Origin of the sequence: Flavobacterium salmonis (assembly GCF_903819435.1) — a bacterium.
Taxonomy (GTDB): domain Bacteria; phylum Bacteroidota; class Bacteroidia; order Flavobacteriales; family Flavobacteriaceae; genus Flavobacterium; species Flavobacterium chungangense.
Genome location: NZ_CAIJDP010000074.1, coordinates 129,082 through 153,588, shown reverse-complemented (window position 1 = coordinate 153,588; position 24,507 = coordinate 129,082). Strand labels below are relative to the sequence as shown.

Annotated in this window: 23 protein-coding genes; 17 read left to right on the top strand and 6 right to left on the bottom strand. The window is 33.2% G+C overall.

Annotated features, from left to right (window positions below):
• The first annotated feature begins 21 nt into the window (after positions 1–21).
• The 12 genes from FLACHUCJ7_RS15155 (at position 22) to FLACHUCJ7_RS15100 (ending at position 12,732) form a co-directional block, all read left to right on the top strand.
• Positions 22–1,035, top strand: a complete 1,014-nt coding sequence (locus tag FLACHUCJ7_RS15155) for an AAA family ATPase (protein ID WP_031453783.1) — start codon at positions 22–24, stop codon at positions 1,033–1,035.
• A 45-nt stretch (positions 1,036–1,080) separates the two neighbouring features.
• Positions 1,081–1,680 carry a hypothetical protein gene (locus FLACHUCJ7_RS15150; protein WP_180909464.1) on the top strand — a complete coding sequence of 200 codons (600 nt, stop codon included), beginning with the start codon at positions 1,081–1,083 and terminating at the stop codon, positions 1,678–1,680.
• Between the two features lie 33 nt (positions 1,681–1,713).
• Entirely contained in the window at positions 1,714–3,045 is a 1,332-nt protein-coding gene (locus FLACHUCJ7_RS15145; protein ID WP_031453781.1) for a DUF58 domain-containing protein, read from the top strand.
• Between the two features lie 26 nt (positions 3,046–3,071).
• Entirely contained in the window at positions 3,072–4,016 is a 945-nt protein-coding gene (locus tag FLACHUCJ7_RS15140) for a hypothetical protein (RefSeq protein WP_180909463.1), read from the top strand.
• Positions 4,017–4,156: 140 nt separating this feature from the next.
• Entirely contained in the window at positions 4,157–4,945 is a 789-nt protein-coding gene (locus tag FLACHUCJ7_RS15135) for a TrmH family RNA methyltransferase (RefSeq protein WP_078227840.1), read from the top strand.
• Between the two features lie 234 nt (positions 4,946–5,179).
• A complete protein-coding gene (locus tag FLACHUCJ7_RS15130; RefSeq protein WP_078227839.1) occupies positions 5,180–7,399 on the top strand; it encodes a RelA/SpoT family protein in 2,220 nt (739 codons plus the stop codon).
• Between the two features lie 88 nt (positions 7,400–7,487).
• On the top strand, positions 7,488–7,946 hold the full coding sequence (locus tag FLACHUCJ7_RS15125; protein WP_031453777.1) for a Fur family transcriptional regulator: 459 nt from the start codon (positions 7,488–7,490) through the stop codon (positions 7,944–7,946).
• Between the two features lie 94 nt (positions 7,947–8,040).
• Positions 8,041–9,312 carry an adenylosuccinate synthase gene (locus FLACHUCJ7_RS15120; RefSeq protein WP_078227838.1) on the top strand — a complete coding sequence of 424 codons (1,272 nt, stop codon included), beginning with the start codon at positions 8,041–8,043 and terminating at the stop codon, positions 9,310–9,312.
• 56 nt (positions 9,313–9,368) lie between these two features.
• Complete coding sequence (locus FLACHUCJ7_RS15115; protein ID WP_078227837.1) at positions 9,369–9,950, top strand: NUDIX domain-containing protein; 582 nt, start codon at positions 9,369–9,371, stop codon at positions 9,948–9,950.
• Positions 9,951–10,008: 58 nt separating this feature from the next.
• Positions 10,009–10,959, top strand: a complete 951-nt coding sequence (locus FLACHUCJ7_RS15110) for an alpha/beta hydrolase (protein WP_180909462.1) — start codon at positions 10,009–10,011, stop codon at positions 10,957–10,959.
• A gap of 270 nt (positions 10,960–11,229) precedes the next feature.
• A complete protein-coding gene (locus tag FLACHUCJ7_RS15105) occupies positions 11,230–12,111 on the top strand; it encodes a L,D-transpeptidase (RefSeq protein WP_078227835.1) in 882 nt (293 codons plus the stop codon).
• Between the two features lie 117 nt (positions 12,112–12,228).
• Positions 12,229–12,732, top strand: a complete 504-nt coding sequence (locus FLACHUCJ7_RS15100) for a hypothetical protein (protein WP_180909461.1) — start codon at positions 12,229–12,231, stop codon at positions 12,730–12,732.
• A gap of 56 nt (positions 12,733–12,788) precedes the next feature.
• On the opposite strand, the gene guaB is transcribed toward FLACHUCJ7_RS15100, so the two are convergent.
• Both guaB and FLACHUCJ7_RS15090 read right to left on the bottom strand, forming a co-directional pair.
• Positions 12,789–14,261, bottom strand: coding sequence for an IMP dehydrogenase (gene guaB, locus FLACHUCJ7_RS15095; RefSeq protein WP_031453771.1), 1,473 nt, complete (start codon positions 14,259–14,261; stop codon positions 12,789–12,791).
• Positions 14,262–14,524: 263 nt separating this feature from the next.
• Positions 14,525–15,391 carry a hydroxymethylglutaryl-CoA lyase gene (locus FLACHUCJ7_RS15090; RefSeq protein ID WP_180909460.1) on the bottom strand — a complete coding sequence of 289 codons (867 nt, stop codon included), beginning with the start codon at positions 15,389–15,391 and terminating at the stop codon, positions 14,525–14,527.
• Between the two features lie 211 nt (positions 15,392–15,602).
• On the opposite strand from FLACHUCJ7_RS15090, the gene FLACHUCJ7_RS15085 reads away from it, so the two are divergent.
• Together FLACHUCJ7_RS15085 and FLACHUCJ7_RS15080 are read left to right on the top strand one after the other, a co-directional pair.
• Entirely contained in the window at positions 15,603–16,217 is a 615-nt protein-coding gene (locus FLACHUCJ7_RS15085) for a SatD family protein (protein ID WP_180909459.1), read from the top strand.
• Entirely contained in the window at positions 16,214–16,927 is a 714-nt protein-coding gene (locus FLACHUCJ7_RS15080) for a DUF3307 domain-containing protein (protein WP_180909458.1), read from the top strand. The genes FLACHUCJ7_RS15085 and FLACHUCJ7_RS15080 overlap by 4 nt, the downstream gene beginning before the upstream one ends.
• Here FLACHUCJ7_RS15080 and FLACHUCJ7_RS15075 read toward each other — a convergent pair.
• Positions 16,913–17,947 (bottom strand): quinone-dependent dihydroorotate dehydrogenase, encoded by a 1,035-nt coding sequence (locus FLACHUCJ7_RS15075; protein WP_180909457.1) that lies wholly within the window; start codon positions 17,945–17,947, stop codon positions 16,913–16,915. The two genes, FLACHUCJ7_RS15080 and FLACHUCJ7_RS15075, sit on opposite strands and share 15 nt — an antisense overlap.
• 416 nt (positions 17,948–18,363) lie before the next feature.
• Here FLACHUCJ7_RS15075 and FLACHUCJ7_RS15070 point away from each other — a divergent pair, with 416 nt between their 5' ends.
• The 3 genes from FLACHUCJ7_RS15070 to FLACHUCJ7_RS15060 all read left to right on the top strand — a co-directional run bounded on the left by FLACHUCJ7_RS15070 (position 18,364) and on the right by FLACHUCJ7_RS15060 (position 21,483).
• Positions 18,364–19,500, top strand: coding sequence for a formylglycine-generating enzyme family protein (locus FLACHUCJ7_RS15070; RefSeq protein ID WP_180909456.1), 1,137 nt, complete (start codon positions 18,364–18,366; stop codon positions 19,498–19,500).
• Between the two features lie 117 nt (positions 19,501–19,617).
• Entirely contained in the window at positions 19,618–20,895 is a 1,278-nt protein-coding gene (gene pepT / locus FLACHUCJ7_RS15065) for a peptidase T (protein ID WP_180909455.1), read from the top strand.
• Positions 20,896–21,483 carry a YdeI/OmpD-associated family protein gene (locus FLACHUCJ7_RS15060; protein WP_180909454.1) on the top strand — a complete coding sequence of 196 codons (588 nt, stop codon included), beginning with the start codon at positions 20,896–20,898 and terminating at the stop codon, positions 21,481–21,483.
• 319 nt (positions 21,484–21,802) lie between these two features.
• On the opposite strand, the gene yajC is transcribed toward FLACHUCJ7_RS15060, so the two are convergent.
• The 3 genes from yajC to FLACHUCJ7_RS15045 all read right to left on the bottom strand — a co-directional run bounded on the left by yajC (position 21,803) and on the right by FLACHUCJ7_RS15045 (position 24,365).
• The gene (yajC, locus tag FLACHUCJ7_RS15055) at positions 21,803–22,081 is read right to left on the bottom strand and encodes a preprotein translocase subunit YajC (protein ID WP_180909453.1); all 279 of its coding nucleotides are present in this window, start codon (positions 22,079–22,081) and stop codon (positions 21,803–21,805) included.
• A 41-nt stretch (positions 22,082–22,122) separates the two neighbouring features.
• A complete protein-coding gene (gene nusB, locus FLACHUCJ7_RS15050; RefSeq protein WP_180909452.1) occupies positions 22,123–23,034 on the bottom strand; it encodes a transcription antitermination factor NusB in 912 nt (303 codons plus the stop codon).
• A 224-nt stretch (positions 23,035–23,258) separates the two neighbouring features.
• Positions 23,259–24,365, bottom strand: coding sequence for a Glu/Leu/Phe/Val family dehydrogenase (locus tag FLACHUCJ7_RS15045; RefSeq protein ID WP_031453760.1), 1,107 nt, complete (start codon positions 24,363–24,365; stop codon positions 23,259–23,261).
• Between the last annotated feature and the right edge of the window lie 142 nt (positions 24,366–24,507).

The following is a 24,507-nucleotide window of genomic DNA, read 5'->3' as shown; positions in this document are numbered from 1 at the left end:
CAAAAGAAAAACATACCAAACATGGACGATATCAATACAACAGAAAGCGAAATCACAAACGAGAATGTAAATTTTGAAACCAGACTTAATCTGGCACCGCTTTTAGAACACGTTAACAGCATTAAAAAAGAACTGGAAACAGTAATTGTAGGTCAGCATAAAATGATCGATCAGCTTTTAGTTGCTATTTTATCAAACGGACACGTTTTATTGGAAGGTGTTCCCGGAGTTGCCAAAACCATTACAGCCAAATTATTATCGAAAACGCTTAACATTGGATTTAGTCGAATTCAGTTTACACCTGATTTAATGCCTTCGGATATTTTAGGAACATCGATTTTTAATTTAAAAAGTTCCGAATTCGAATTCAAGCAAGGCCCGATTTTCTCGAATTTGATTTTAATTGATGAAATTAACCGTGCTCCTGCCAAAACACAAGCTGCACTTTTTGAAGTAATGGAAGAACGCCAAATAACAATTGACGGTTCAGCCTTTCAGCTTGAAACTCCATTTTTAGTTATCGCTACACAAAACCCAATTGAACAGGAAGGAACTTATCGTTTACCTGAAGCACAATTAGACCGTTTTTTATTCAAGATATCTATTGATTATCCAAAATTAGACGAAGAAATCCTGATTATCCAGAGAGAACATGTATTGCAGGACCACGGAAAGCTGGAAGCCATTAAAACGATACTATCATCTGAAGAGATAAAAGCATATCAGACTTTGATCAAACAAATCAGGGTAGAGCAAAATTTATTGGAATACATTGCCCGAATTGTGGTGAATACCCGCGAAAATGCTTTTTTATATTTAGGAGCTTCTCCTCGTGCATCAATCGCAATTCTAAATGCAGCCAAAGGTTTCGCCGCAATTAAAGGCCGCGATTTTGTAACTCCTGAAGATATTAAGGAAGCTGCTGTACCGGTTTTACAACACCGTGTAATTGTTGCTCCTGAACGTGAAATGGAAGGAATTACAAGCTCAGAAATCATTAAACAGATAATTGAAGCAGTAGAAATTCCGCGATAATAAAGGGTTGATAATTCATTGTTAATTCGAAATACTAAATTTTAAATGAGATTATTTAAACTGCTCTTTGGGTTCTTTATTGGAATTTCGTTGGTTAGTTTTATCCCAATCGAAAATGCAAATACGACTATTAATTTTGATGGCGATAAGCAGCGGCTCGAAACGTTGATAAGAAAAGCTTATGAATGGATTGAGACTAAAAAAACGCACTCTGACTTTGATGTTATTGCAAACAAAAAAGGTGATAAATATGTTGGATTAAATTTGAAAACGCACAATAAAATAGTAGAAGAACTTAAAAAGTCTAACTTTTTTTCGAAACAATTTATTGAGAATTACAATAAAATAGGATTGAAAATTGGTGACAATCTTAAAACGAACAAAGCTGAATACTTTGTGGGAGAGCTTCCTCCATATGGTAATGACAGCAACCCTTGGTGCAATTGTCAGGACTTTCCGGATGCGTTTTGGAAAACCATGAAAATAAACAACCTGAAAATTGAAAATGACAAGCCAACTTTTTACTGGGCATGGACAGAATGGAAAGAAAGTCCAAAATATAAAGTAAAAACAGTGAAAGAAAATGGAATATGGAAAATAGCTATTTTAGATGGCTTTGATTATAAAAGCTTTACTAAAATATAGTAAAAATACCTTTAACCTTAATTCTTAATTAAATTGAAATTCATAAAAAGTCTATATCTCAATAATTTCTTTTTCTACGTGCTTTTGGGTATCGTCGGACTATTTGTTTGTGCTTTCATTTTCCCGAATTTATACAACGGAGTATGGTTTGTTATTTTAATACTGATCACTTTTCTCGCATTGGATATCTTAATTTTATATATCACCCAAACCGGAATTGAAGCTTCAAGAGATATGCCTGAAAAACTTTCGAATGGCGATTTAAATCCGATAAGCATTTCGATAAAAAATCATTATACTTTCCCAATTTTAATTAAGGTTATTGACGAGATTCCGTTTCAGTTTCAGGTACGTGATTTTAAAATAGTGAAAACCATTAAAGCTTCTGCACAGGATAAAATTGGGTACGATTTGCGTCCAACAGAGCGTGGTGAATATTATTTTGGAAACTTAAATATTTACGTTTCATCACCCTTAAAATTAATTTCGAGAAGATTTACTTTTGATAAAGATAAAATGGTACCAACGTATCCTTCTTATATTCAATTGAGAAAATATGATTTACTGGCTTTTTCAAATAATCTATTTCAATACGGAATCAAGAAAATCCGCCGAATTGGCCATACGATGGAATTTGAGCAAATTAAAGAATATGTTCAGGGCGATGATCTTCGAACTTTAAACTGGAAAGCTACAGCAAAGAAAAATGCATTAATGGTTAACCAGTTTCAGGACGAAAAATCACAATCAGTATATTTAGCAATTGACAAAGGCCGTGTAATGCAAATGCCTTTTAATGGCTTGAGTCTGCTGGATTATGCCATTAATTCGACTTTGGTTTTAGCCAATGTCATTTTGAAAAAACAGGACAAAGCCGGAATTTTTGCCTTCTCTAAAAAAGTAGAAAACCGTGTTTTTGCAGAAAAGAGAGGTTCGCAAATGCAAAAAATTCTCGAAACTTTATACAACATCAAAACTGACTTTTTTGAAAGCGATTACAGCCGTTTGTATGTAGATGTTAAGAAAAATATCAACCAGCGCAGCCTGATTATTTTGTACACCAATTTTGAAACCATGGACGGGTTAAAAAGACAATTACCTTATTTAAAAGGAATTGCAAAAAGTCATTTATTAGTGGTTGTTTTCTTCAGCAACACAGAACTGAACGAAATTATAAATAAAAAAACCGACACCATTCAGGAAGTTTATGACAAAGTAATTGCCGAAAAATTCATGTTCGAAAAACGTTTGATTGCCAATGAGCTGAAAAAATACGGAATCCATTCGGTTCTGACTCAGCCTGAGAATCTGACTTTGGATGCCATTAATAAATATTTGGAGATTAAATCCAGGGGGATTTTGTAGAATTATATTAACGAATCAATTTAAAAATGGAAAATTTTTTTTTAACCCTATTTCTTCTTACAGGCTTTTTATTTCGTGCACAAAAAACTGAGACCATAACAATTCCAAAAGGAGTGGTTTATAATTATTCTAGCCCTAAGGTTGTTGAAAAAGCAAAAAAAATAATAAGTGATAACCTATCTGACAACAATGATTATAAAATACTACAAAACAATCTTATTATTGGCCCCGAATTGTGGAAAAGGTTCAAGGAAAATGAAAAAATCCAAAATATAAAGCAAGGGAAAGTACAATTTCATGTTGATAATTTAATCCTGGACGGGAAAATGAGTCAGGATATTAATGATTCTAAAATAATATGGGATGAATTTAAGAATGAAGTTTCTCATGATTACAAAATTAGAAAAGCTAATGAAGATGAATTGAAATATTATTGGTCTGTAATATCATTTGACATTGATGAACCTTTGTTAATAGTTGAGACTAAAGAACATAATTATATTTTAAACTTATTAAAAAAAGATTTAAAATTACTTTGGCTAGACGAAGCACCAAAACCAGATAATAACATCCAAAAAAATGATATCAAGAAATATCAAAATGGAAAAGAAATTGATTCTGTTTCTAAAGGAATAAAAGAAACTGCTCTGGAAAAGGTTATTCTTTTAAGTTCTAATGAGGAATTAAACGCAAACAGCTCTTTTGAAGATATTGAACTGATAATAAAAAAAACAAATAAAATATTTAATGAGCTGTTTAAAAATTCCATACGATCTGGCAAAATAATGATTGAATTTGAGTTGAAAAAGAAAAAAAACGAAATAACATATGCTGTTAAAGATGATCTGGATCTTGATATTATGAAAGTATTTGAGCAAAGGGTTAATAGTGAGAAATATCCAAGTTCAAAAAAAGATTCTGTAAAAATTCGCTTAATTTATAAAGTAAATTCTTTTAATGATACAGAATAACTAAAGAAATCATTAATTGTATTTCTTTAAAATTAAAAAAAACTTGCGGGTTTATAGGCAACTCTGCTGCTCTTAATCTTTATACCTTTTTCAAAAAATCTCAGTAACTTAGCGCCTCAAAAACTTAGTCGCTCAAAACAATGAAACAAATTACTTCAGTCCAGAATCCGTTTATAAAATCGCTTGTTTTATTGCAGGAAAAAGCAAAAGCCCGCAAACAAAGTGGCACCTTTTTGATTGAAGGATTACGTGAAATTTCATTAGCTCAAAAAGGAGGTTACGAAATAGAAACTGTTTTGTTTTTACCTGAATTGGTTACTGAAAATCAAATTGGTAAACTGGTTTCATCATCGGTTCAGTTAATCGAAATCAACAAAGAAGTATATCAAAAACTGGCTTATCGGGATACGACAGAAGGAATTCTGGCTGTAGCCAAAGCCAAATCGTTGCAATTATCAGATTTAAAGTTATCCGAAAATCCGTTGATTCTAGTGGCAGAAGCTCCTGAAAAACCCGGAAATATCGGTGCTCTTTTGCGTACTGCCGATGCCGCCAATCTGGATGCTGTTTTAATTGCCAATCCAAAAAGCGATTTATACAACCCTAATATTGTGCGTTCCAGCGTTGGCTGCTTGTTTACCAATCAGATTGCAACGGGAACTACCTTAGAAATTATTACTTTTTTAAAAGAGAAAAAAATCGATTTTTATTGTGCTACATTACAAAATTCAACCTCCTATCATACACAGGATTTTACCACTCCAACTGCTTTGGTTGTAGGTACAGAAGCCACAGGACTAACTCAGGAATGGCGTGATGCTGCAACTCAAAATATCATCATCCCGATGCAGGGAGAAATTGACAGTATGAATGTTTCGGTAGCTGCTGCTATTTTAATTTTTGAAGCTAAAAGACAGAGAGGGTTTTAGTTGTTAGTTTGAAAATTAAAAGTCCGCGACTTTTTTTTGCTGTTTCCAAATAATTTTCATTATCTTTTTATAAACTTTCAGAATAAAAATAAGCGAAATTTACATCACTGCCTCAGCTCGATTTACATCTATAATTACCTTCCAAAACTTAAAGTTTAAAATCTAAAATCAGCAATGCATTCCCTTGCGTATATTCAAAGTAATCCTTATTTTTAAGAATTGAACCATGCCGTTATGACAGAAATAGATATTGAAAAAGAAAACAAAGCAATTGCACAAGAGTACAAAGAATTACTTCGAATCAGTTATCAGACTTTAACCCCTACAGATAAAAAGTTAATTCGAAAAGCTTTTGACGTAGCCGTTGATGCCCATAAAGAACAAAGACGTAAATCAGGTGAAGCATATATCTTTCATCCTATTGCAGTTGCAAAAATTGTAGCCTCAGAAATTGGTCTGGGAGCCACTTCTATTGCTGCGGCCTTATTGCACGATGTTGTCGAAGATACGCCAATAACAGTTGAAGACATTGAACGTTTATTCAACCCGAAAGTAGCACAATTAGTCGAAGGACTAACCAAAATTTCGATGGTTCAAAAAGATCTGAATGCATCGATGCAGGCAGAAAATTTCAGAAAAATGATTCTGACCCTGAACGATGATGTACGTGTTATTTTGATTAAACTGGCCGATCGTCTTCACAACATGCAGACTATGGAGTCAATGGTTGAGTACAAACAGACCAAAATTGCTTCTGAAACTTTATACATTTATGCCCCTCTCGCACATCGTTTGGGACTTTATAATATTAAAACCAAACTTGAAGATTTAGGTTTAAAATATACTGAACCTGCTGTTTACGAAGATATCGTAAGTAAAATAAGAGAAACTAAAGAAGAACAAGATGCCTATATTAAAGATATTTCGGATGTCTTAAAAAAATCTTTGGATGCAGAAAATATCGATTATATTATAAAAGGAAGGCCAAAATCAATTTATTCGATTCGTCGTAAAATGCGTTCTCAAAATGTGAGTTTTGATGAAGTTTATGACAAGTTTGCACTTAGAATTGTCTATAAATGTGATTCTCACGACGAAAAATTTATTGCCTGGAAAATCTATTCCATCGTAACAGATCATTACAGACCCAGCCCGAGTCGTTTACGTGACTGGATATCATCACCAAAATCAACCGGTTACGAAGCTTTGCACATTACCGTTATGGGGCCAAAAGGCCGGTGGGTTGAAGTTCAGGTACGAAGTGAACGTATGGATGAAATTGCCGAAAAAGGATATGCTGCACATTACAAATACAAAAACGGTGCATCTGAAGAAAGCGGCCTGGATGTCTGGCTGAATTTACTTCGTGAAGCTTTGGAAAATCCCGAAACTAATGCAGTAGATTTTGTGGAGGATTTTAAAATGAACCTGTATTCACAGGAAATTTTTGTCTTTACCCCCAAAGGAGAAATCAAATCATTACCCAAAGGAGCAACTTCTCTGGATTTTGCTTTTAGCATCCACTCTGAAATTGGAATCAAAACAAGAGGAACCCGTGTAAATGGCCGTTTAGTTCCTTTAAATCACGAACTAAAAAGTGGTGATCAGGTTGAAGTCATTACTTCAGCAAATCAAAAACCAACTATAAACTGGTTAGATTATGTAACAACTTCAAGAGCGAAGAATAAAATTAAAAACGTTCTAAACGAGAATACGAAAAAAATTGCCGAAGAAGGAAAAGAATTACTTACCCGAAAACTAAAGCACTTAAAAATCACTCTTAACGAACAGGTTACAAACGAATTAGTTAATTTTTTCAGACTTAAAACAAGCTTAGATTTATTTTATCGTGTTGGAATTGGTGCCATTGAAAATCAACAGTTAAAAGATTACGCGGCACAAAAGAGTAATACGATTATCAATTTCTTTAAAAATAAAATCAAAAGAAATAAAGATACGGCTGCCGAAGATATTCATAAGCCAGTCATTAGCAGTAATTATGACATGCTGGTTTTTGGAACCGAACATGACAAACTAGACTACAAACTTTCGCAATGCTGTAACCCAATTCCCGGCGATGATGTTTTTGGTTTTGTAACGATAAATGAAGGAATCAAAGTACATAAAAAAGATTGCCCAAATGCTATCGGAATGCAGTCAAATTATGCTTATCGGATCATGAGCGCAAAATGGATAGACTCTTCTCAGGAAGAATTTAAAGCCATTATCAATATTACAGGTATGGATGTTTTGGGTTTAACCAATCAGCTTACTAAAGTAATTTCGAATAATATGAGCGTGAATATTCAGAGTATTTCGCTTAGTACTGATGCCGGAATTTTTCATGGCCAGGTTGCTGTAATTGTAAAAAACAATACTATTTTGAAGAAAATGATCAGTGCAATTAAGAAAATTGACGGTGTAGATAAAGTAACCAGAGAATACAGAACCTAACTTTTTAACCTATCTCTAAGGGTTTTGTAACGAAACTTTAAACCCGAAACTTTTATTCATTAAAAATAAAAAATTATCTTTGCAGGATATGACACTCATTTCAACTGACAACACTAAGAATCAAGAAATTGTAAAAAATGTTTTTACAATGTATCTTGAACAAAAAGGGCATCGAAAAACTCCTGAGCGTTATGCTATACTTCAGGAAATTTACGACAGCGAAGAGCATTTTGATATAGAAAACCTTTATATCAAAATGAAAAATAAAAACTATCGTGTAAGTAGAGCAACTTTGTACAACACGATTGAGCTATTACTAGACTGCGCTTTGGTTAGAAAACATCAATTTGGGCAAAATCAGGCTTATTACGAGAAATCTTATTTCGACAAACAGCACGATCACATTATCATGACTGATTCCGGAGAAGTAATTGAATTTTGTGATCCAAGAATTCAAACCATCAAAAAAACAATCGAAGAAATATTTGACATTGAGATTACTAATCACTCATTGTATTTCTACGGAAACAAAAAACAAAATCAATAATCCGGAAAGGGAATTATTCAAAAAATAAAAAAAGAAAATTAACTACATTAATCAGTAGGACGACTCAGCTTGTCCCAACGCAAATTAAAAAAGAATGACCGTAGATTTATTACTAGGATTACAATGGGGAGATGAAGGTAAAGGAAAAATTGTTGATGTACTTACCTCAAATTATGATATTATCGCACGTTTTCAAGGAGGACCAAACGCAGGACATACATTAGAATTTGACGGAATTAAACACGTACTTAGAACCATTCCTTCAGGAATTTTTCATAAAGATTCAGTAAATATCATCGGAAATGGAGTTGTAATTGACCCGGTAGTTTTTCAAAAAGAAATTGAAGGTTTAGAGAAATTCAACCTTGATATCAAAAGTAAATTAATTATTTCAAGAAAAGCACATTTAATTTTACCAACACACCGTTTACTTGACGCAGCTTCTGAAGCTTCTAAAGGTAAAGCAAAAATTGGTTCTACCCTTAAAGGAATTGGACCAACTTACATGGACAAAACAGGTAGAAACGGTTTAAGAGTTGGAGATATTGAACTTGAAGATTTTAAAGAACGTTACAGGGCTTTGGCAGACAAACATGAAGCAATGATTGCTTTTTACGATGTTGCTATTCAATATAATTTAGCTGAATTAGAAAAAGAATTCTTTGAAGCTATTGAAGAACTTAAAAAATTAGATTTCATCGACAGTGAAGAATACATGCACCAGGCTCAAAAAGCTGGTAAATCTATTCTTTGCGAAGGCGCTCAGGGATCATTGTTAGATGTAGATTTTGGAACTTATCCATTCGTAACTTCATCAAACACAACGGCTGCAGGAGCTTGTACAGGTTTAGGAATTGCTCCTAACAAAATCAAAGAAGTTTACGGAATTTTCAAAGCTTATGTTACACGTGTTGGCAGCGGACCTTTCCCAACTGAACTTTTTGACGAAGTTGGTGCTACAATGGCAAGAGTTGGTAACGAATTTGGTTCTGTTACAGGAAGACAAAGACGTTGTGGATGGTTAGACTTAGTCGCATTAAAATATGCTGTTCAGGTTAACGGAGTTACGCAGTTAATGATGATGAAAGGCGATGTACTTTCTGGTTTTGAAACTCTTAAAGTTTGTACAGAATACAACTATAAAGGACAAAATATTTCTCACTTCCCTTATAATATTGAACCGGAAAATGTTACTCCGGTTTACAAAGAATTTAAAGGATGGAAAGCTGACCTAACAGGATTGACAACTTACGATCAATTGCCTGTTGAGCTAAAAGAATACATTGAGTTTATTGAAAAAGAAATTGAAGTGCCAATCAAAATTGTATCTGTTGGACCAGACAGAAAGCAAACAATAACAAAATAATATTTTAAACGCTCTGATAATCAGAGCGTTTTTTTATACAACAAATTATTTCATTTATGAAAAATCCAGAAGTTCAAATTAAAGAAACTAAATTACTCTCAGACAATTGGTACATCTTAAATCGGGTTACTTTTGACTACAAAAAAGAAAACGGAGTACATGAAATACATACGCGAGAGGTTTATGACCGTGGGAATGGCGCTGGAATTTTATTATATAATTCGACAAAAAAAACAGTCATTTTAACTCGTCAGTTTCGTTTACCTACTTTCCTTAACGGAAATAAGGACGGTATGATGATCGAGGTATGTGCCGGACTTTTGGATCAGGATAATCCCGAAAATGCAATTATTCGTGAGACAGAAGAAGAAACAGGTTATCGTATTTCTAAAGTTCAAAAAGTTTTAGAAACCTACATGTCTCCAGGCGCTGTTACAGAAATTCTATATCTTTTTGTTGGTGAATATGATGAAAGCATGAAAGTAAGCGAAGGTGGCGGTTTAGATGCTGAACAGGAAAATATTGAAGTCTTTGAATATACGTTTGAAGAAGCTTATGCGATGATTGAATCTGGTGAGATTTCAGATGCAAAAACTATTATGTTATTACAGTATGCAAAAATAAAAGGATTGATTTAAACTTTTTGATTTAGAATATATTATTTTTAGATAACACAAATTAAGATAAAAATTCTAAATGAAATTACCTAAATACGTAACTAAAATTCTTAAAATACTATTCGCTATTTTTATAATAATAAATAGTATTGCTTTTTTTCATGCTTATAAATTTACTCACTTTTCGAACAGCCAGGCTGAAAAAACGAAGAGCCCAGAAGAACTGTCTTCACTTGACAAAGCTAAAGTTGTATTTTTTGGGGTTAATAATCCAAAACCCAAGAATAAAAAATTTCCATCCCAAAATTACCAAACTATAAAGCTAAAAAGTAACAAGGAGATTGAATGCTGGTTAATTAAAATTGAAAACTCAAAAGGAACAGTCATGTTATTTCACGGTTATGGCGGCGAAAAATCGCAACTGATTGAAAAATCAGATGAATTTATAAAATTAGGTTTTAGTACAATGCTGGTTGACTTTATGGGAAGCGGAAATTCCGAAGGAAACCAAACCACAATTGGTTATAAAGAATCAGAACAAGTTAAAACTGCCTTTGATTATATAAAACAAGCCGGAGAAAAAAACATTTTCTTGTTTGGTACTTCTATGGGAGCTGTCGCTATAATGAAATCTATTAATGATGACCGGATAAAACCAAAAGGAATCATACTCGAATGTCCATTTGGCTCGATGTACAAAACTGTCCTTGCGAGATTTAAGAGAGTAAACGCACCAACTTTCCTTATACCCAGAATATTACTTTTTTGGGGAGGTTTACAAAATGGATTTTGGGGGTTTGCACACAATCCAACAACGTATGCAAAAAGCATCACTTGCCCAACCTTATTATTGTATGGGGAAAAAGATAAAAGCGTAAGCCGAAAAGAAATAGATGAAATTTACACCAACCTAAAAGGCTCTAAAAAGCTCACTATTTACAAAAATACAGGACATGAAAATTATTTGATTAAAAATAAAGTTGAGTGGATACAAAATATCAACGAATTTTTAAAAAAAACGATAAATTAATTATTCAACACTATAAAAACGAAGCGATTCAAATTGATTTTATCTTTATTCTGAATATTTTATACTGCAAAAATTTAAATTGATTAAAGCTATATTAAGCTTAATATTAATGATGATCCTTTATTTATGGAAAACTTCTGTACCGGAAGTTCTTTCCCGTAAAATTTGAAATAACAGAATAATAATGAAAATCAAATAAACTATCCTAAAAATTATGTAAGCTGCATTCCGGTCTGTATTTGTAATTTTAATTATCTAAAATTACGACCTATGAAAAAATTATATTACGCAGCAAATGCCCTATTATTATTGTTAACTTTATTGGTTTCTTGCAAAAAAAGTGACACAGTCACAATTACAGAAAATAAAAAACCCAAAAAAACAATTGAATACAAGAAACCAAAATCTGTTTCTTACCTACTTCAAAACACAAAAGAATGGCTTAAAAACAATGAAGCCGACAGTAGTAAAATGAATATTCTGTATGCTTTAAACAGAACTGACAAAACTAATTTTAAAAAATTAGATTCTGTAGTGGTTCCGGTAGATTTTAGTGGCGATTTGGTTTACTATCTTCCATTCCCCTTACATGTTAAGGCTCTGGAAGGAATTTCTAAAATTATTATTTTTTCATATCCTACGCAAACTTTTGCAGCTTATGCAAATGGTGAATTAGTACATACAGGCCCAACAAATATGGGAAGAAAAAATGATCCTACTCCAACCGGATTATTTTTTACCAATTGGAAAGCCGAGCAAACAACCAGCACCTTCAATGACGAATGGGACTTAAAATGGAATTTCAATATCGAAAACAAACTTGGCGTTGGTTTTCACCAATACGAATTACCGGGTTATCCAGCCTCGCATTCATGCTTGAGATTACTGGAAAAAGATGCCAAATATCTTTATAAATTCGCTGATGAATGGATTTTAAAAGACAAAGAGAACGTAAAAGTAAAAGGAACTCCTGTAATTGTTTTCGGAAGTTATAATTTTGGCAGCCCAAAACCTTGGCTGCAATTAGCATCTGATCCAAAAGCTTTAAATATTTCAGAAGCTGAAATTGAAATTCATACGAAACCATTCATCACAAAGATTTTAGAAAACCAAACGTTAAGGGAAACGGAAAAGAAAACAACTTCTCTTTAGATGTTTTTTATTAAAAAGATTCCCTTTAGAAAAGTAACCATTACTATTTATTTGTATTTTCACTGAGTTATTTTAATTTGCTATTCTCGTTTAATAATCTAAAATTTTAAATATAAAATGTCTCAAAAATTAATCTTTCTATTTCTAATGTCAAGCGTTTTTTCATTTGGACAAACTAAAACAAATTCAAAAACAGAAACTTATACCAGCCGAAAAGAACTTTATCAAATAAAATACAATCCTGATCATTGGATAAAAAATCCTGAATCTCAAAATTGGGATGTAGAATTTCATGATAAATACAACTTGATAAATGCCTATTTTATTGAATATGATTATTTTATTTCTGACAACAAACTTAAAAGTACAATTGAAGATGAGTATAAAGAGTTCGGAAAAATCAAAAATTTAAAAATTTATAAAAAAACAATAAATAATCTTGAAGTAAATTATTTTACCTGTGAATTAAACTACAACAGTTATTTATATAAATACCAAGGTTTTATTTACAATGGAAAAGGCGGTTCAGTACAAATCCAATATGGAGCTCAGGCTGAAGCAATAGAGAAAAATCAAAGTATTATTGATGAATTAAATAATGGGATTTCTGCAATCAACTAAAGAAAAAGGCATAAGAATTAAAATCTTATGCCTTTTTTAATATGAAAAAGTAAAAATTATCTTGAATAATTTGGAGCTTCTTTTGTAATGGTAACGTTGTGCGGGTGACTTTCTGTAATTCCGCTTGACGTAATTCTAACAAAACGTCCTGTTTCTTGTAAAGTAGGAATATCTTTAGAGCCGCAATATCCCATTCCGGCACGAAGACCTCCTATAAACTGAAGCATACTTTCGTTTAACTCACCTTTATAAGGAACGCGACCTACAATTCCTTCCGGAACTAATTTTTTTACATCATCTTCAACATCCTGAAAATAACGATCTTTAGAACCAGTCTGCATGGCTTCAACAGACCCCATTCCACGGTAAGATTTGAATTTTCTTCCCTCGAAAATAATCGTTTCCCCCGGTGATTCTTTTGTTCCTGCTAACAATGAACCTAACATTACACAGTCAGCACCTGCAGCAATTGCTTTAGGAATATCTCCTGTGTAACGAATTCCACCATCTGCAATAACCGGAACTCCTGTGCCTTTTATTGCCGCTGCAACTTCAAGAACAGCTGAAAATTGAGGAAAACCAACACCTGCAACGATACGGGTAGTACAAATAGAACCTGGTCCGATTCCTACTTTTACACCGTCTGCGCCATTTTCTACCAGATATTTAGCAGCTTCAGGGGTTGCGATGTTTCCAACAATAACATCTATCTGTGGAAATTTTGCTTTTATTTCTTTCAATGTATTTACCACACCTTCAGTATGTCCGTGGGCAGTATCTATAATAATAGCATCTACTCCTGCAGCAACTAATGCTTCAGCTCTTTGAACCGCATCACCTGTAACTCCAATAGCTGCAGCCACTCTTAAACGCCCAAAAACATCTTTGTTAGCAATTGGTTTTTGAGTCAGTTTCGTAATATCTCTAAAAGTAATTAAACCAACTAATTCATTTTTAGCGTTTACAACTGGTAATTTTTCGATTTTGTGACCTTGCAAAACAACTTCAGCCTGCTCTAACGAAGTTCCTTCGGCAACAGTAACAAGGTTCGAACTTGTCATCACCTCAGCGATTGGCCTTGCACCATTTTTTTCGAAACGTAAATCCCGATTTGTAACAATTCCTTTTAAGATTCTGTTTTCGTCTACTATTGGAATCCCCCCAATGCCAAATTCTTTCATAGCAGCTTTTGCATCGGCAATTGTAGAAGTCATTGGCAATGTTACCGGATCTAAAATCATTCCGGCCTCAGCACGCTTCACTTTTCTAACCTTCGCCGCTTGCTGTTCGATGGTCATATTTTTATGTAAAACTCCAATTCCACCCTCTTGTGCCATAGCAATTGCCATTGCACTTTCGGTCACTGTATCCATAGCAGCAGATACGATTGGAACGTTTAATGTTATGTTTCTTGAGAATTTTGATTTGATACTCACTTCGCGTGGAAGCACATTCGAGTAGTTTGGTACTAATAATACATCATCGTAAGTTAAACCTTCGCCGATGATCTTGGAGTTGTGTGCTATCATGTTGCAATTTGTAGTTGAATTGCGTGCAAATATAGTGAATAAATTAGAAACTTGTTCATTAACTTATTCAGATTTTTTTTGACTCTAAAAGAAATCATTACCTTACTGCCCCAGCCCGGATCGAAATGGAAAGCCACGAAAGGTAAAAGCACTTTTTTTTCCTGGCTTTAAAAAGCGACCGGCGGAAGCTCTTTTAAGGACTTTGGAAAAAAGTGTTTTTGCCCGAGTGCTTGAAATGGAGAGCCGGAAATAGCTTCAAAATCTTAATGAAATTTACCGAATAGTTTAGAAGCTTCGTTATAAGCACTTTCAAAACTTAAAGAATTTAAATCGGTCGTTTTTTTATTAGCCGTAAAATATGAAATGAGTTTTTCTGTTGGCATATTACCCGTTAGTTTATCAGTTGCCATCGGACAGCCACCAAAACCCTGAATAGCACCATCAAATCGCGTACAGCCTGCTTTATGTGCGGCATCAATTTTTTCAAACCAGCTATTAGGTGTTGTATGCAGATGTGCTCCAAACTCTATTTGAGGATATTTCGGAATTAAATGAGAGAAAAGATAAGTGATAACCTCTGGCGTTGAGCTTCCGACAGTATCTGAAAGAGACAGGATTTTCACACCCATTTTCGCTAATTTTTCTGTCCATTCGCCTACGATTTCAATATTCCAGGGATCTCCGTATGGATTTCCGAACCCCATGGACAGATAGGTCACTACTTCCTTATTTTTTTTATCGGCAATTTCAAAAATTTCTTCAAGTGTCACTAAAGATTGTGCAATAGTTTTATGTGTATTTCGCATCTGAAAATTCTCTGAAATCGAAAAAGGAAATCCTAAATACCGAATGGCTTCATGCTCAGAAGCAGCTGATGCACCCTGTGTATTGGCAATAATCGCCAAAAGCTTACTTGTTGTCTGAGATAAATCAAGCTGAGCCAAAACCTCAGCAGTATCCTGCATTTGAGGTATCGCTTTGGAAGACACAAAACTTCCAAAATCTATTGTATCAAAACCTACCCTGAGCAAAGCCTGGATATAAGAAACTTTATTTTGGGTAGGAATAAATGTTTTGATACCTTGCATGGCATCACGTGGACATTCGATAATTTTGATTTCTTTACTCAAAGCTTACTCTTTTGTAAAGGCTAAGTTAGGCTCTTTTTTAAAGAAATAAAAGTTATAATTTTCTTTATTTGAATATTCCTTTTTAAGGTAATAATTAAAAATATTACCGAAAAACGTAATAAAACAAAATATTACACAAAAGCGTAATAATTTAAAATATTCCTTATATTTGTAATATTAACTTTATTTATTTTTAATTATATTTGATGTTATGACTAGCATAATTACAGGTGATATAATTGGCTCAAGACAACAAAAATCAAGACATTGGGTCGAAGACTTAAAAAAAATTCTAATTCAGTTTGGAGAAACACCGAGTCAATGGGAGGTTTACAGGGGCGACGAATTTCAAATTGAAGTTAAAAACCCGGAAGATGCTTTATTAACTGCTATTCTGTTAAAGGCTCATTTGAGAGCCATTAAATCTGATGCCAGAATGAGTATTGGTTTTGGAGATAAAACGCATAATGCCGAAAAAATATCCGAAAGCAACGGGGGCGCTTTTATACACTCGGGAGAACTTTTTGAAACTTTAAAAAAACAGAAAGTAACTCTGGCCATACGAACAGGTAATGTGGATATTGATGAAAAATTAAATCTAATGATACAATTGGCGTTGACTTTTATGGATAACTGGCTTGTACAATCAGCAGAATTTGTTGCTGCTGCAATAGAAAACCCAACGCTATCACAAGAAGAACTGGGGCAAAAATTGAACATTAATCAAGCTGCTGTCAGCAGGAGACAAAAACGCGCTCAATTTGATTTGGTTATGAATTTAGACCGTTATTTCAGAACTCAGATAAAACAACTTACAATCTCATGATTTTATTTATAAAACTACTTTTAGCACATTTATTAGGGGATTTTATATGGCAGCCCAATTCATGGGTGACAGACAAGGAAACTAAGAAGTATAAAAGTAAATTTTTATACTTTCATATTTTATTGCACGGGACTTTAGCAGCAATTTTGGCTGGAGAAATTCAGTTTATTCCATACGCTATTTTAATTGCAGTCACACATGGAATTATTGATTTAATCAAATTAAGTTTTCAAAAAAATAACACAAAACGCACTTGGTTTGTCACGGACCAAATTTTACACATATTGATTCTTATTTCGATTGTACTTTTATATGAGAACAAAAGCATTATCTTTTTTTGGAAGGAAAATAATTTTTGGATTTTGGCAACCGGAATATTATTGTTAACCAAACCTACTTCTATCTTTATTAAAACTATTATTTCTATTTGGAGTCCAGAAAGTCAGAACAGCAATCAGGATAATTCGCTTGCCAATGCAGGAAATTACATTGGCATACTAGAACGTTTATTTGTATTCGGATTTATTTTAACTGGGCATTTTGAAGCCATCGGGTTTTTATTGGCTGCCAAATCTATTTTCAGGTTTGGAGATTTAAAAGAAGCCAAAGACCGAAAACTTACTGAATATGTAATGATTGGGACTCTAATAAGTTTTGGGATTGCAACAATCGTGGGATTGATTATTCAGGCACTTTTACAATTGCCTTAAAACTTTTTTATTAATCGCTTTTATCAAAGCAGGTCCTTCATAAATAAATCCTGTATATAATTGTACTAAACTGGCTCCTGCATTTAGTTTTTCAACCGCATCATCGGCAGAATGAATTCCTCCCACTCCAATAATCGGGAATGCTTTGTTGCTTTTTTCAGAAAGAAAACGAATTACTTCTGTAGAACGTTTCGTTAATGGCTTTCCGGACAAGCCTCCCATTTCAGATTGATTTTGTGATTGTAATCCGTCTCTTGAAATTGTTGTATTAGTAGCAATTACACCAGCAATCTGTGTAATCTTTACAATATCAATAATATCTAATAACTGCTCGTCTGTTAAATCCGGAGCAATTTTTAAAAGAATTGGTTTAACTTTTTGACTGCTTGTTTTTTGCTTTTCAACATTTCTGTTTTGCAATGTCTGAAGCAAAGCTGTCAAGGGTTCTTTATCCTGTAAAGCTCTTAAATTTGGGGTATTTGGAGAACTTACATTCACCACAAAATAATCTACATGATCAAACAAAGCATCAAAACAAATGATATAATCGTCAACAGCATTTTCGTTTGGAGTTACTTTATTTTTTCCGATGTTTCCACCAATTAAAACTCCTGAATTCTTTTTTAAACGTTCAACTGCTTCCAAAACACCGCCGTTATTAAACCCCATTCGGTTAATAATTGCCTGATCTTCTTTTAATCTGAATAAACGCTTTTTTGGATTTCCTTCCTGACCCACAGGAGTTACAGTTCCTATTTCTATAAAACCAAAACCAAAATCCCCAAGTTCTTTATAAAGTTTCGCATCTTTATCAAATCCTGCTGCAAGTCCAACCGGATTTTTGAATTTAATACCAAAAACTTCCCTTTCTAATCGGGTATCTTTTACTTCATAAATTGATTTGATAATCGATGTAACTCCCGGAATTTTTGAAATGAATTTGACAAATGAAAAAGTAAAGTAATGAACTTCTTCAGGATCAAAACAAAAAAGTATCGGGCGGATTATCAATTTATACATAAGAGTGTGTTATTATTTTTTTGGATGCAAATTTAGATATTAAACTTTAAAATGACTTCTTTTATACAAAACAAATTAGTTCAATTTTGTTGCCTCTCTTACCAAAAGTATCTGAAATTATATTAAACAACAGAACCTGAATCACAAAATCACATTAAAAACAAAAATCGAAAATATAAATTAAAGCTTTTCTCAAAATAAAATTTCACTTAACTTAACAACTCCTACACTCATAAAAATTAACACTATACACTAAATAATGAAAACATAAATAAATATCACATGTCAGACAATTTGGTTATTATCAAAAGAATAAATAAAAATATTACTAACCCTATAGAATAAATAGAATATTTTTATAACTTTGATTATTTTATGTATTCAATTTATACTTTTCCAATTCAAAGACTACCCTAATGAAAACTAAAACCTATTGGATTTTTGCTTTGCTAACAATATCTGTTATTTCTATTGCATATAGCTTCACAAAAACAATAATTCCTAAACCAAAATCCGCAGCAATGGAGTGTTCCGAAACACCACACATATCTGCAGAATCATTATTTAAACCAACCATTGAAAACAAAAACAAACCAACCGGCAAAACACCAAAAGGGATGGCCTGGATTCCGGGAGGAGAATTTTCTATGGGCAGCAATGTAGAAGACGAAAGTTTATGCAGTATAAAAGGTGTTACCAAAGATGCTTCACCCATACACAGAGTATATGTTGATGGGTTTTATATGGATAAAACAGAAGTAACTAACGAACAATTTGAAGCATTCGTAAAAGCGACAGGATATGTAACATTAGCTGAAAAAGCGCCTACTCATGAAGAATATCCTGATGCCCCTTTAGAAAATTTAATTGCCGGATCTGCAGTGTTTACTCCAACTCCTGCAAAAGTTGATTTAAATAATTATATGCAATGGTGGACTTATGTTAAAGGAGCAGATTGGAGACATCCTGAAGGCACCGGAAGCTCAATAAAAGGAAGAGAGAAATACCCTGTCGTTCAGGTTTCTTATGCCGATGCGGCTGCTTATGCAAAATGGGCAGGCAAAAGATTACCCACAGAAGCAGAATGGGAATTTGCAGCACGAGGAGGAAAAACCGGAGAACTTTATGCCTGGGGAAACACGTTAAAACCAAAAGGAAAATTTCAGGCCAATATCTATCAGGGAAATTTCCCTGTAGAAAAAGGAGATAAAGGAGAAGATGGCTACATAGGCATAGCTCCAACAGCGCAATTCGAACCAAATGGATATGGATTATATGATATTGGCGGAAATGTTTGGGAATGGACAAACGACTGGTATACGACTGACTATTATTCTATTTTAAGTGAAAGCGGGCAAACAATCAAAAATCCTCAGGGACCTGAAAAATCTTATGACCCTGCAGAACCAGATTTACCTAAAAAAGTACAACGCGGAGGATCCTTTTTATGCACAGACCAATATTGCACACGTTACATGGTAGGAACCAGAGGAAAAGGAGATTATCAGTCTCCCACAAATCATATTGGATTCAGATGTGTTCAAAACAATTAATAACACCATTTTAATAAGAAAGGATTCTATTGGTGAGAATAGAATCCTTTCTTATTACTGATTATCAAACTCAATAATCCATCTTAAAAATTCTATCTTTGCTAAAAAATTAAAAAAATGCAACATATCATAGATCGCTTTATCAGTTATGTAACTATTGATACTGAATCAGACCCAAATTCACAAACTACACCAAGTACAGAAAAACAATGGAATCTTGCCAATAAATTAGTTGAAGAACTAAAAACAATTGGCTTACAGGATATCACTATAGATGACAAAGCTTATATCATGGCGACTCTGCCAGGCAATGTTGATCATGAAGTTCCAACCATTGGATTTGTTTCGCATTTTGATACTTCTCCTGATTTTAGCGGAGCGAATGTAAAACCGCAGATTATTGAAAATTACGACGGAAAAGATATTGTTTTGAATGCTGAAAAAAACATCATTTTATCTCCAGATTACTTCAAGGATTTATTACAATATAAAGGACAGACTATCATCACAACTGACGGAACCACTTTGCTGGGTGCCGATGATAAAGCCGGAATTACAGAAATTGTATCAGCAATGGAATATCTGATTCAGCATCCGGAAATTAAACATGGAAAAATCAGAATCGGGTTTACACCTGATGAAGAAATAGGTCGTGGGGCTCATCATTTTGATGTAGAGAAATTCGGAGCGCAATGGGCATATACAATGGACGGAAGCCAAATTGGTGAATTGGAATATGAAAACTTTAACGCTGCGGGAGCCAAAATTACTTTTAAAGGAAAAAGCGTTCATCCCGGTTATGCGAAAGGAAAAATGATCAATTCGATGCTGATTGCGAATGATTTTATCAATGAACTTCCAAAAGGAGAAACACCACAGGAAACTAAAGGTTATGAAGGTTTTTTCCATGTTCATCATATAAAAGGAAATATTGAAGAAACTATTTTAGAGTTAATTATCCGTGATCATAACAAGAAAAAGTTCGAAAAGCGAAAAGAATTAATTGAGAAGATTACCAAAAAATTCAATAAAAAATTCGCTAAACAATATGGAGAAGACATTGTAACTGCTGAAATTAAAGATCAGTATTACAATATGAAAGAAAAAGTGCTTCCGGTAAAACATATTGTAGATATTGCCGAGAAAGCAATGCGCGAACTGCATATAAAACCAATCATTAAACCTATTCGTGGCGGTACAGACGGATCTCAATTGTCATTTATGGGATTACCCTGCCCTAATATTTTTGCAGGCGGTCATAACTTTCACGGAAAATACGAATATGTTCCGGCAGAAAGTATGCAAAAAGCAACTGATGTTATTGTAAAAATTGCCGAGTTAACTGCTTTTCAGGGAATTTTTGATACAAAAGAAAAATCGAAATTGAAAAAATAATTGAAACAAGCTTCCGAAAATAAAGGCATTTGGAAATATAAAGATAAATGGGAAGAACAATTACTTCTTCTCAAATCTATTCTTGATAAAACAGAACTGACCGAAACCAAAAAGTGGGGCGGTCCGGTTTATGTTTATGAGAAAAAAAATGTGATTGGCCTGGGAGGTTTTAAAGATTATTTTGCGATTTGGTTTTTTAATGGTGTTTTCCTAAAAGACAATAAAAAGAAATTGATTAATGCTCAGGAAGATGTAACAAAGTCCCTTCGTCAATGGCGTTTTACTTCAAAAGAAGAAATAAACGAAAAAGAAATTTTAGAATATATTCTGGAAGCTATTGAAAATGAAAAGCAAGGAAAAATCATTAAACCTTCAAAAAAAGAAACTATAGTTTCTGAGCTTCTGGAAAAAGAAATGGTTCAAAATCCAACATTAGCAGAAGCTTTTCAGAAATTCAGTCCGTACAAGCAATATGAATTTTTGGAATATATTGAAACCGCAAAACAAGAAAAAACCAAACTTTCGAGAATTGAGAAAGTGATTCCGATGATATTAGAGAATATTGGTCTGAATGATAAATACAGGTAACTAAAATTAAATTCCAAATTTAGAATTCCAAATTCCAAAAAATTATAATGTCATTCTGAGCGAAGCCAAAGAGCTTTCAAAGTATACGAGACCTTTGTTAAAGTTTAAAACTTGAGAAAGGTTTTTTCTTTTTTTGTCAATTTCGACAGAGGAGAAATCACACTAGTAATTCGACAAAGATTGGCGACATACCTTACTGAGTTTCTTGTGTGATTTTTCCTTGCGTCGAAATGACATGATTGATTAAAAATTAGAACAAAAAAATCCCAAACTCCATTTTTGGAATTTGGGATTTATATTTTATTGGAATTTTAAAAACTTAAGCTTTTTTATTCAAAGCTGCACTCATTTCCATAGAAATAGCCGAGCGTTCTAATTTTAATTTTCCAGACATAGTTTCAATTATAACTGTCGTTTCAGCAAGCTCAGCCACTTTACCGTGAATACCACTTTTAGTAATTATTCTATCACCAACTTTTAGGCTGCTTTCAAATTCTTTTTCGTTTTTTGCTCTTTTTTGTTGTGGTCTGATCATAAAGAAATATAGTACTACAAAAATTAGTAAGTAAGGAGCAATTTTAATTAATTCTTCTGGCATGGTTTAAATTTTTATTTTTGTTATTAAATTTTTGTTTGATTTTACATTAACCCTCTTCCTACTTTAACCATTTTTTTATTGGCTGTAAGTTCTTTTACAAGGTTATCTAAAATTCCGTTGATAAAAATACTGCTTTTTGGCGTAGAATACTCTTTAGCAATTTCTAAATATTCATTCAGCGTTACTTTTACCGGAATCGAAGGGAATTTTAAAAATTCGCAAATTGCCATTTTCAAAATGATTGTATCAATTTCTGCAATTCTTTCACTGTCCCAATTTGGCGTTTTGTCATCGTATTCTTTTGCTAAAACAGCTTCGTTTAAAACCGTTCTTCTGAACAAATCTTTGGCAAAATCTTTATCTTCAACATCTTTATACAATTTTGGCACTCTAAAATCGTCCGGATCTTCTGTTTTAATTGCTTTCAATTGCTTGATAATATGTGTATTTACAACCGGAATATCATCAACCCAAGTTAATTTATCGTCTTCTAAATACTCATATAATTTTTCATTCGGAACAATCACTTCAGCAAACAAATCAATTATAAACTGCCTGTCTTCTTCAAATGTATTGGTTGAATTGCTCATATATTTTGCATACAAATCGCTTGCTTTTATATCATTTAAAAGCAACAAAATATAATCATCATTTAATGACCAGTTGTTGATTTTACGATTTTCTAAAGCGATACTAAGGGAATTACTTTCGGCAAGAAGCTGAAAAATTTTGTTTTTGATAAATTTTTCATTCGGATTGCGTTCTGCAGCTGTTGCAAGATGTTTTTTACTTGAAAGATGTAAAAAAACAGATTCTTTTTTGCAAATTTCAATCAATGAAGAAAGCATTATAAGATATAAATCCTGAATATTATCAATACTGTAAAAAAGAAATTTTTCTTCTTTTTCCAGATTATCAGAACCACTTTGATGCATTGCATAAATGGATTGCATGACTTTAACGCGTAAGTGTCTTCTATTTACCACCTTGTAAGAACATTTAAAAATTAGTCTGCAAAAATAAGAATTAAAGAGTTTAAATTAAAATTTAATTCGATAAAAAAAGCCCTGAGAAACCAATTAAGTTTCAGCCTAAAAAAAATCCCAGTTTCCAGTAACAGCTGCTATAGCAAACTGAAACTAAAAACTGAGACAGAGAATCAAACTATTGTTTAAAATTATTTTTTACTGTTTTCGATTTTTCTTTGATCGATACGGTTTTGAGCAATTGTGAGCGCTGCTTTATGGGTTGTTAAACCGTTTTTGGCTGCAAAGTCGATAATTTCTAAAGTTGTATTATAGATATTTTCGGTTTTGCTCATGATTTCTGCTTTTCCATAATGCGCCAATTCGGCATAAACATTGATGATTCCGCCAGCATTGATTAAGAAATCCGGAGCATATAAAATCCCTCTTTCCTGCAATCTAGCACCGTGAACATTTTCATCTGCCAACTGATTGTTTGCTGCACCGGCAATTACTTTTGCTTTAATTTTTTCTATCGTAGCATCATTGATTGTTGCTCCCATTGCGCATGGTGCATAGATATCAACATCAGCAGTATATAAATCTTCGCCTGTATAAATAGATGCGTTATATTTTTGAGCAACCTGATATAATTTTTCTTCATTTATATCAGTAACTGTTACCTGCGCTCCTTCTTTTGTTAAATATTCAACTAAAGTTTCACCTACGTGTCCGATTCCCTGAACCAAAACTTTTTTACCGGCTAAAACATCAGAACCAAACTGACTTTTAGCAGCTGCTTTCATCCCTAAATAAACTCCGTAAGCTGTAACAGGTGAAGGATTTCCTGATCCGCCTCTTTCTTCAGAAATACCCGTAACATAAGGTGTTACATCTCTAACAGTGTCCATGTCTTTTGTTTCCATTCCAACATCTTCAGCTGTAATATATCTTCCGCTTAGAGAATGAACAAACTCACCAAACTTACGCATTAGTTCAGGCGTTTTCTGCGTTTTAGCATCACCAATAATAACCGCTTTACCTCCTCCAATATTAAGTCCGGTAATCGCAGATTTATAAGTCATCCCTCTTGAAAGACGCAAAACATCGTTTAGAGCTTCCCATTCAGTGTTGTAATTCCACATTCTGGTACCTCCCAAAGCTGGTCCCATAACCGAATTATGAATACCAATAATTGCTTTTAAACCTGTATCTTTGTCATTGCAAAATACAATTTGTTCGTGATCGTTAAAAGATAACTGACCAAAAACGGGATCCATTTTTTGAAGTTCCTTTCCAGTTGCGAAAGTTGCATCCATAGCGCTAGTATTATTTAGTTAAAATTATGAATTCGTCAAAAAGACAACTCAAACATACATAAAAAATACACATGTGCTAATTTTTAAACTTTAAATTAATAATTTTACAATATTATTGTTTTGATTAAATTGCAATTTATTA

Coding starts and splice junctions, on each gene's coding strand:
- FLACHUCJ7_RS15155 (WP_031453783.1), top strand. CDS start 22: ATGGACGATATCAATACAACAGAAAGCGAAATCACAAACGAGAATGTA.
- FLACHUCJ7_RS15045 (WP_031453760.1), bottom strand. CDS start 24,365: ATGGATGCAACTTTCGCAACTGGAAAGGAACTTCAAAAAATGGATCCC.
- FLACHUCJ7_RS15075 (WP_180909457.1), bottom strand. CDS start 17,947: ATGTATAAATTGATAATCCGCCCGATACTTTTTTGTTTTGATCCTGAA.
- FLACHUCJ7_RS15140 (WP_180909463.1), top strand. CDS start 3,072: ATGGAAAATTTTTTTTTAACCCTATTTCTTCTTACAGGCTTTTTATTT.
- pepT (WP_180909455.1), top strand. CDS start 19,618: ATGCAACATATCATAGATCGCTTTATCAGTTATGTAACTATTGATACT.
- FLACHUCJ7_RS15115 (WP_078227837.1), top strand. CDS start 9,369: ATGAAAAATCCAGAAGTTCAAATTAAAGAAACTAAATTACTCTCAGAC.
- FLACHUCJ7_RS15110 (WP_180909462.1), top strand. CDS start 10,009: ATGAAATTACCTAAATACGTAACTAAAATTCTTAAAATACTATTCGCT.
- FLACHUCJ7_RS15130 (WP_078227839.1), top strand. CDS start 5,180: ATGACAGAAATAGATATTGAAAAAGAAAACAAAGCAATTGCACAAGAG.
- FLACHUCJ7_RS15120 (WP_078227838.1), top strand. CDS start 8,041: ATGACCGTAGATTTATTACTAGGATTACAATGGGGAGATGAAGGTAAA.
- FLACHUCJ7_RS15125 (WP_031453777.1), top strand. CDS start 7,488: ATGACACTCATTTCAACTGACAACACTAAGAATCAAGAAATTGTAAAA.
- FLACHUCJ7_RS15085 (WP_180909459.1), top strand. CDS start 15,603: ATGACTAGCATAATTACAGGTGATATAATTGGCTCAAGACAACAAAAA.
- guaB (WP_031453771.1), bottom strand. CDS start 14,261: ATGATAGCACACAACTCCAAGATCATCGGCGAAGGTTTAACTTACGAT.
- FLACHUCJ7_RS15150 (WP_180909464.1), top strand. CDS start 1,081: ATGAGATTATTTAAACTGCTCTTTGGGTTCTTTATTGGAATTTCGTTG.
- nusB (WP_180909452.1), bottom strand. CDS start 23,034: ATGCAATCCATTTATGCAATGCATCAAAGTGGTTCTGATAATCTGGAA.
- yajC (WP_180909453.1), bottom strand. CDS start 22,081: ATGCCAGAAGAATTAATTAAAATTGCTCCTTACTTACTAATTTTTGTA.
- FLACHUCJ7_RS15135 (WP_078227840.1), top strand. CDS start 4,157: ATGAAACAAATTACTTCAGTCCAGAATCCGTTTATAAAATCGCTTGTT.
- FLACHUCJ7_RS15070 (WP_180909456.1), top strand. CDS start 18,364: ATGAAAACTAAAACCTATTGGATTTTTGCTTTGCTAACAATATCTGTT.
- FLACHUCJ7_RS15100 (WP_180909461.1), top strand. CDS start 12,229: ATGTCTCAAAAATTAATCTTTCTATTTCTAATGTCAAGCGTTTTTTCA.
- FLACHUCJ7_RS15105 (WP_078227835.1), top strand. CDS start 11,230: ATGAAAAAATTATATTACGCAGCAAATGCCCTATTATTATTGTTAACT.
- FLACHUCJ7_RS15080 (WP_180909458.1), top strand. CDS start 16,214: ATGATTTTATTTATAAAACTACTTTTAGCACATTTATTAGGGGATTTT.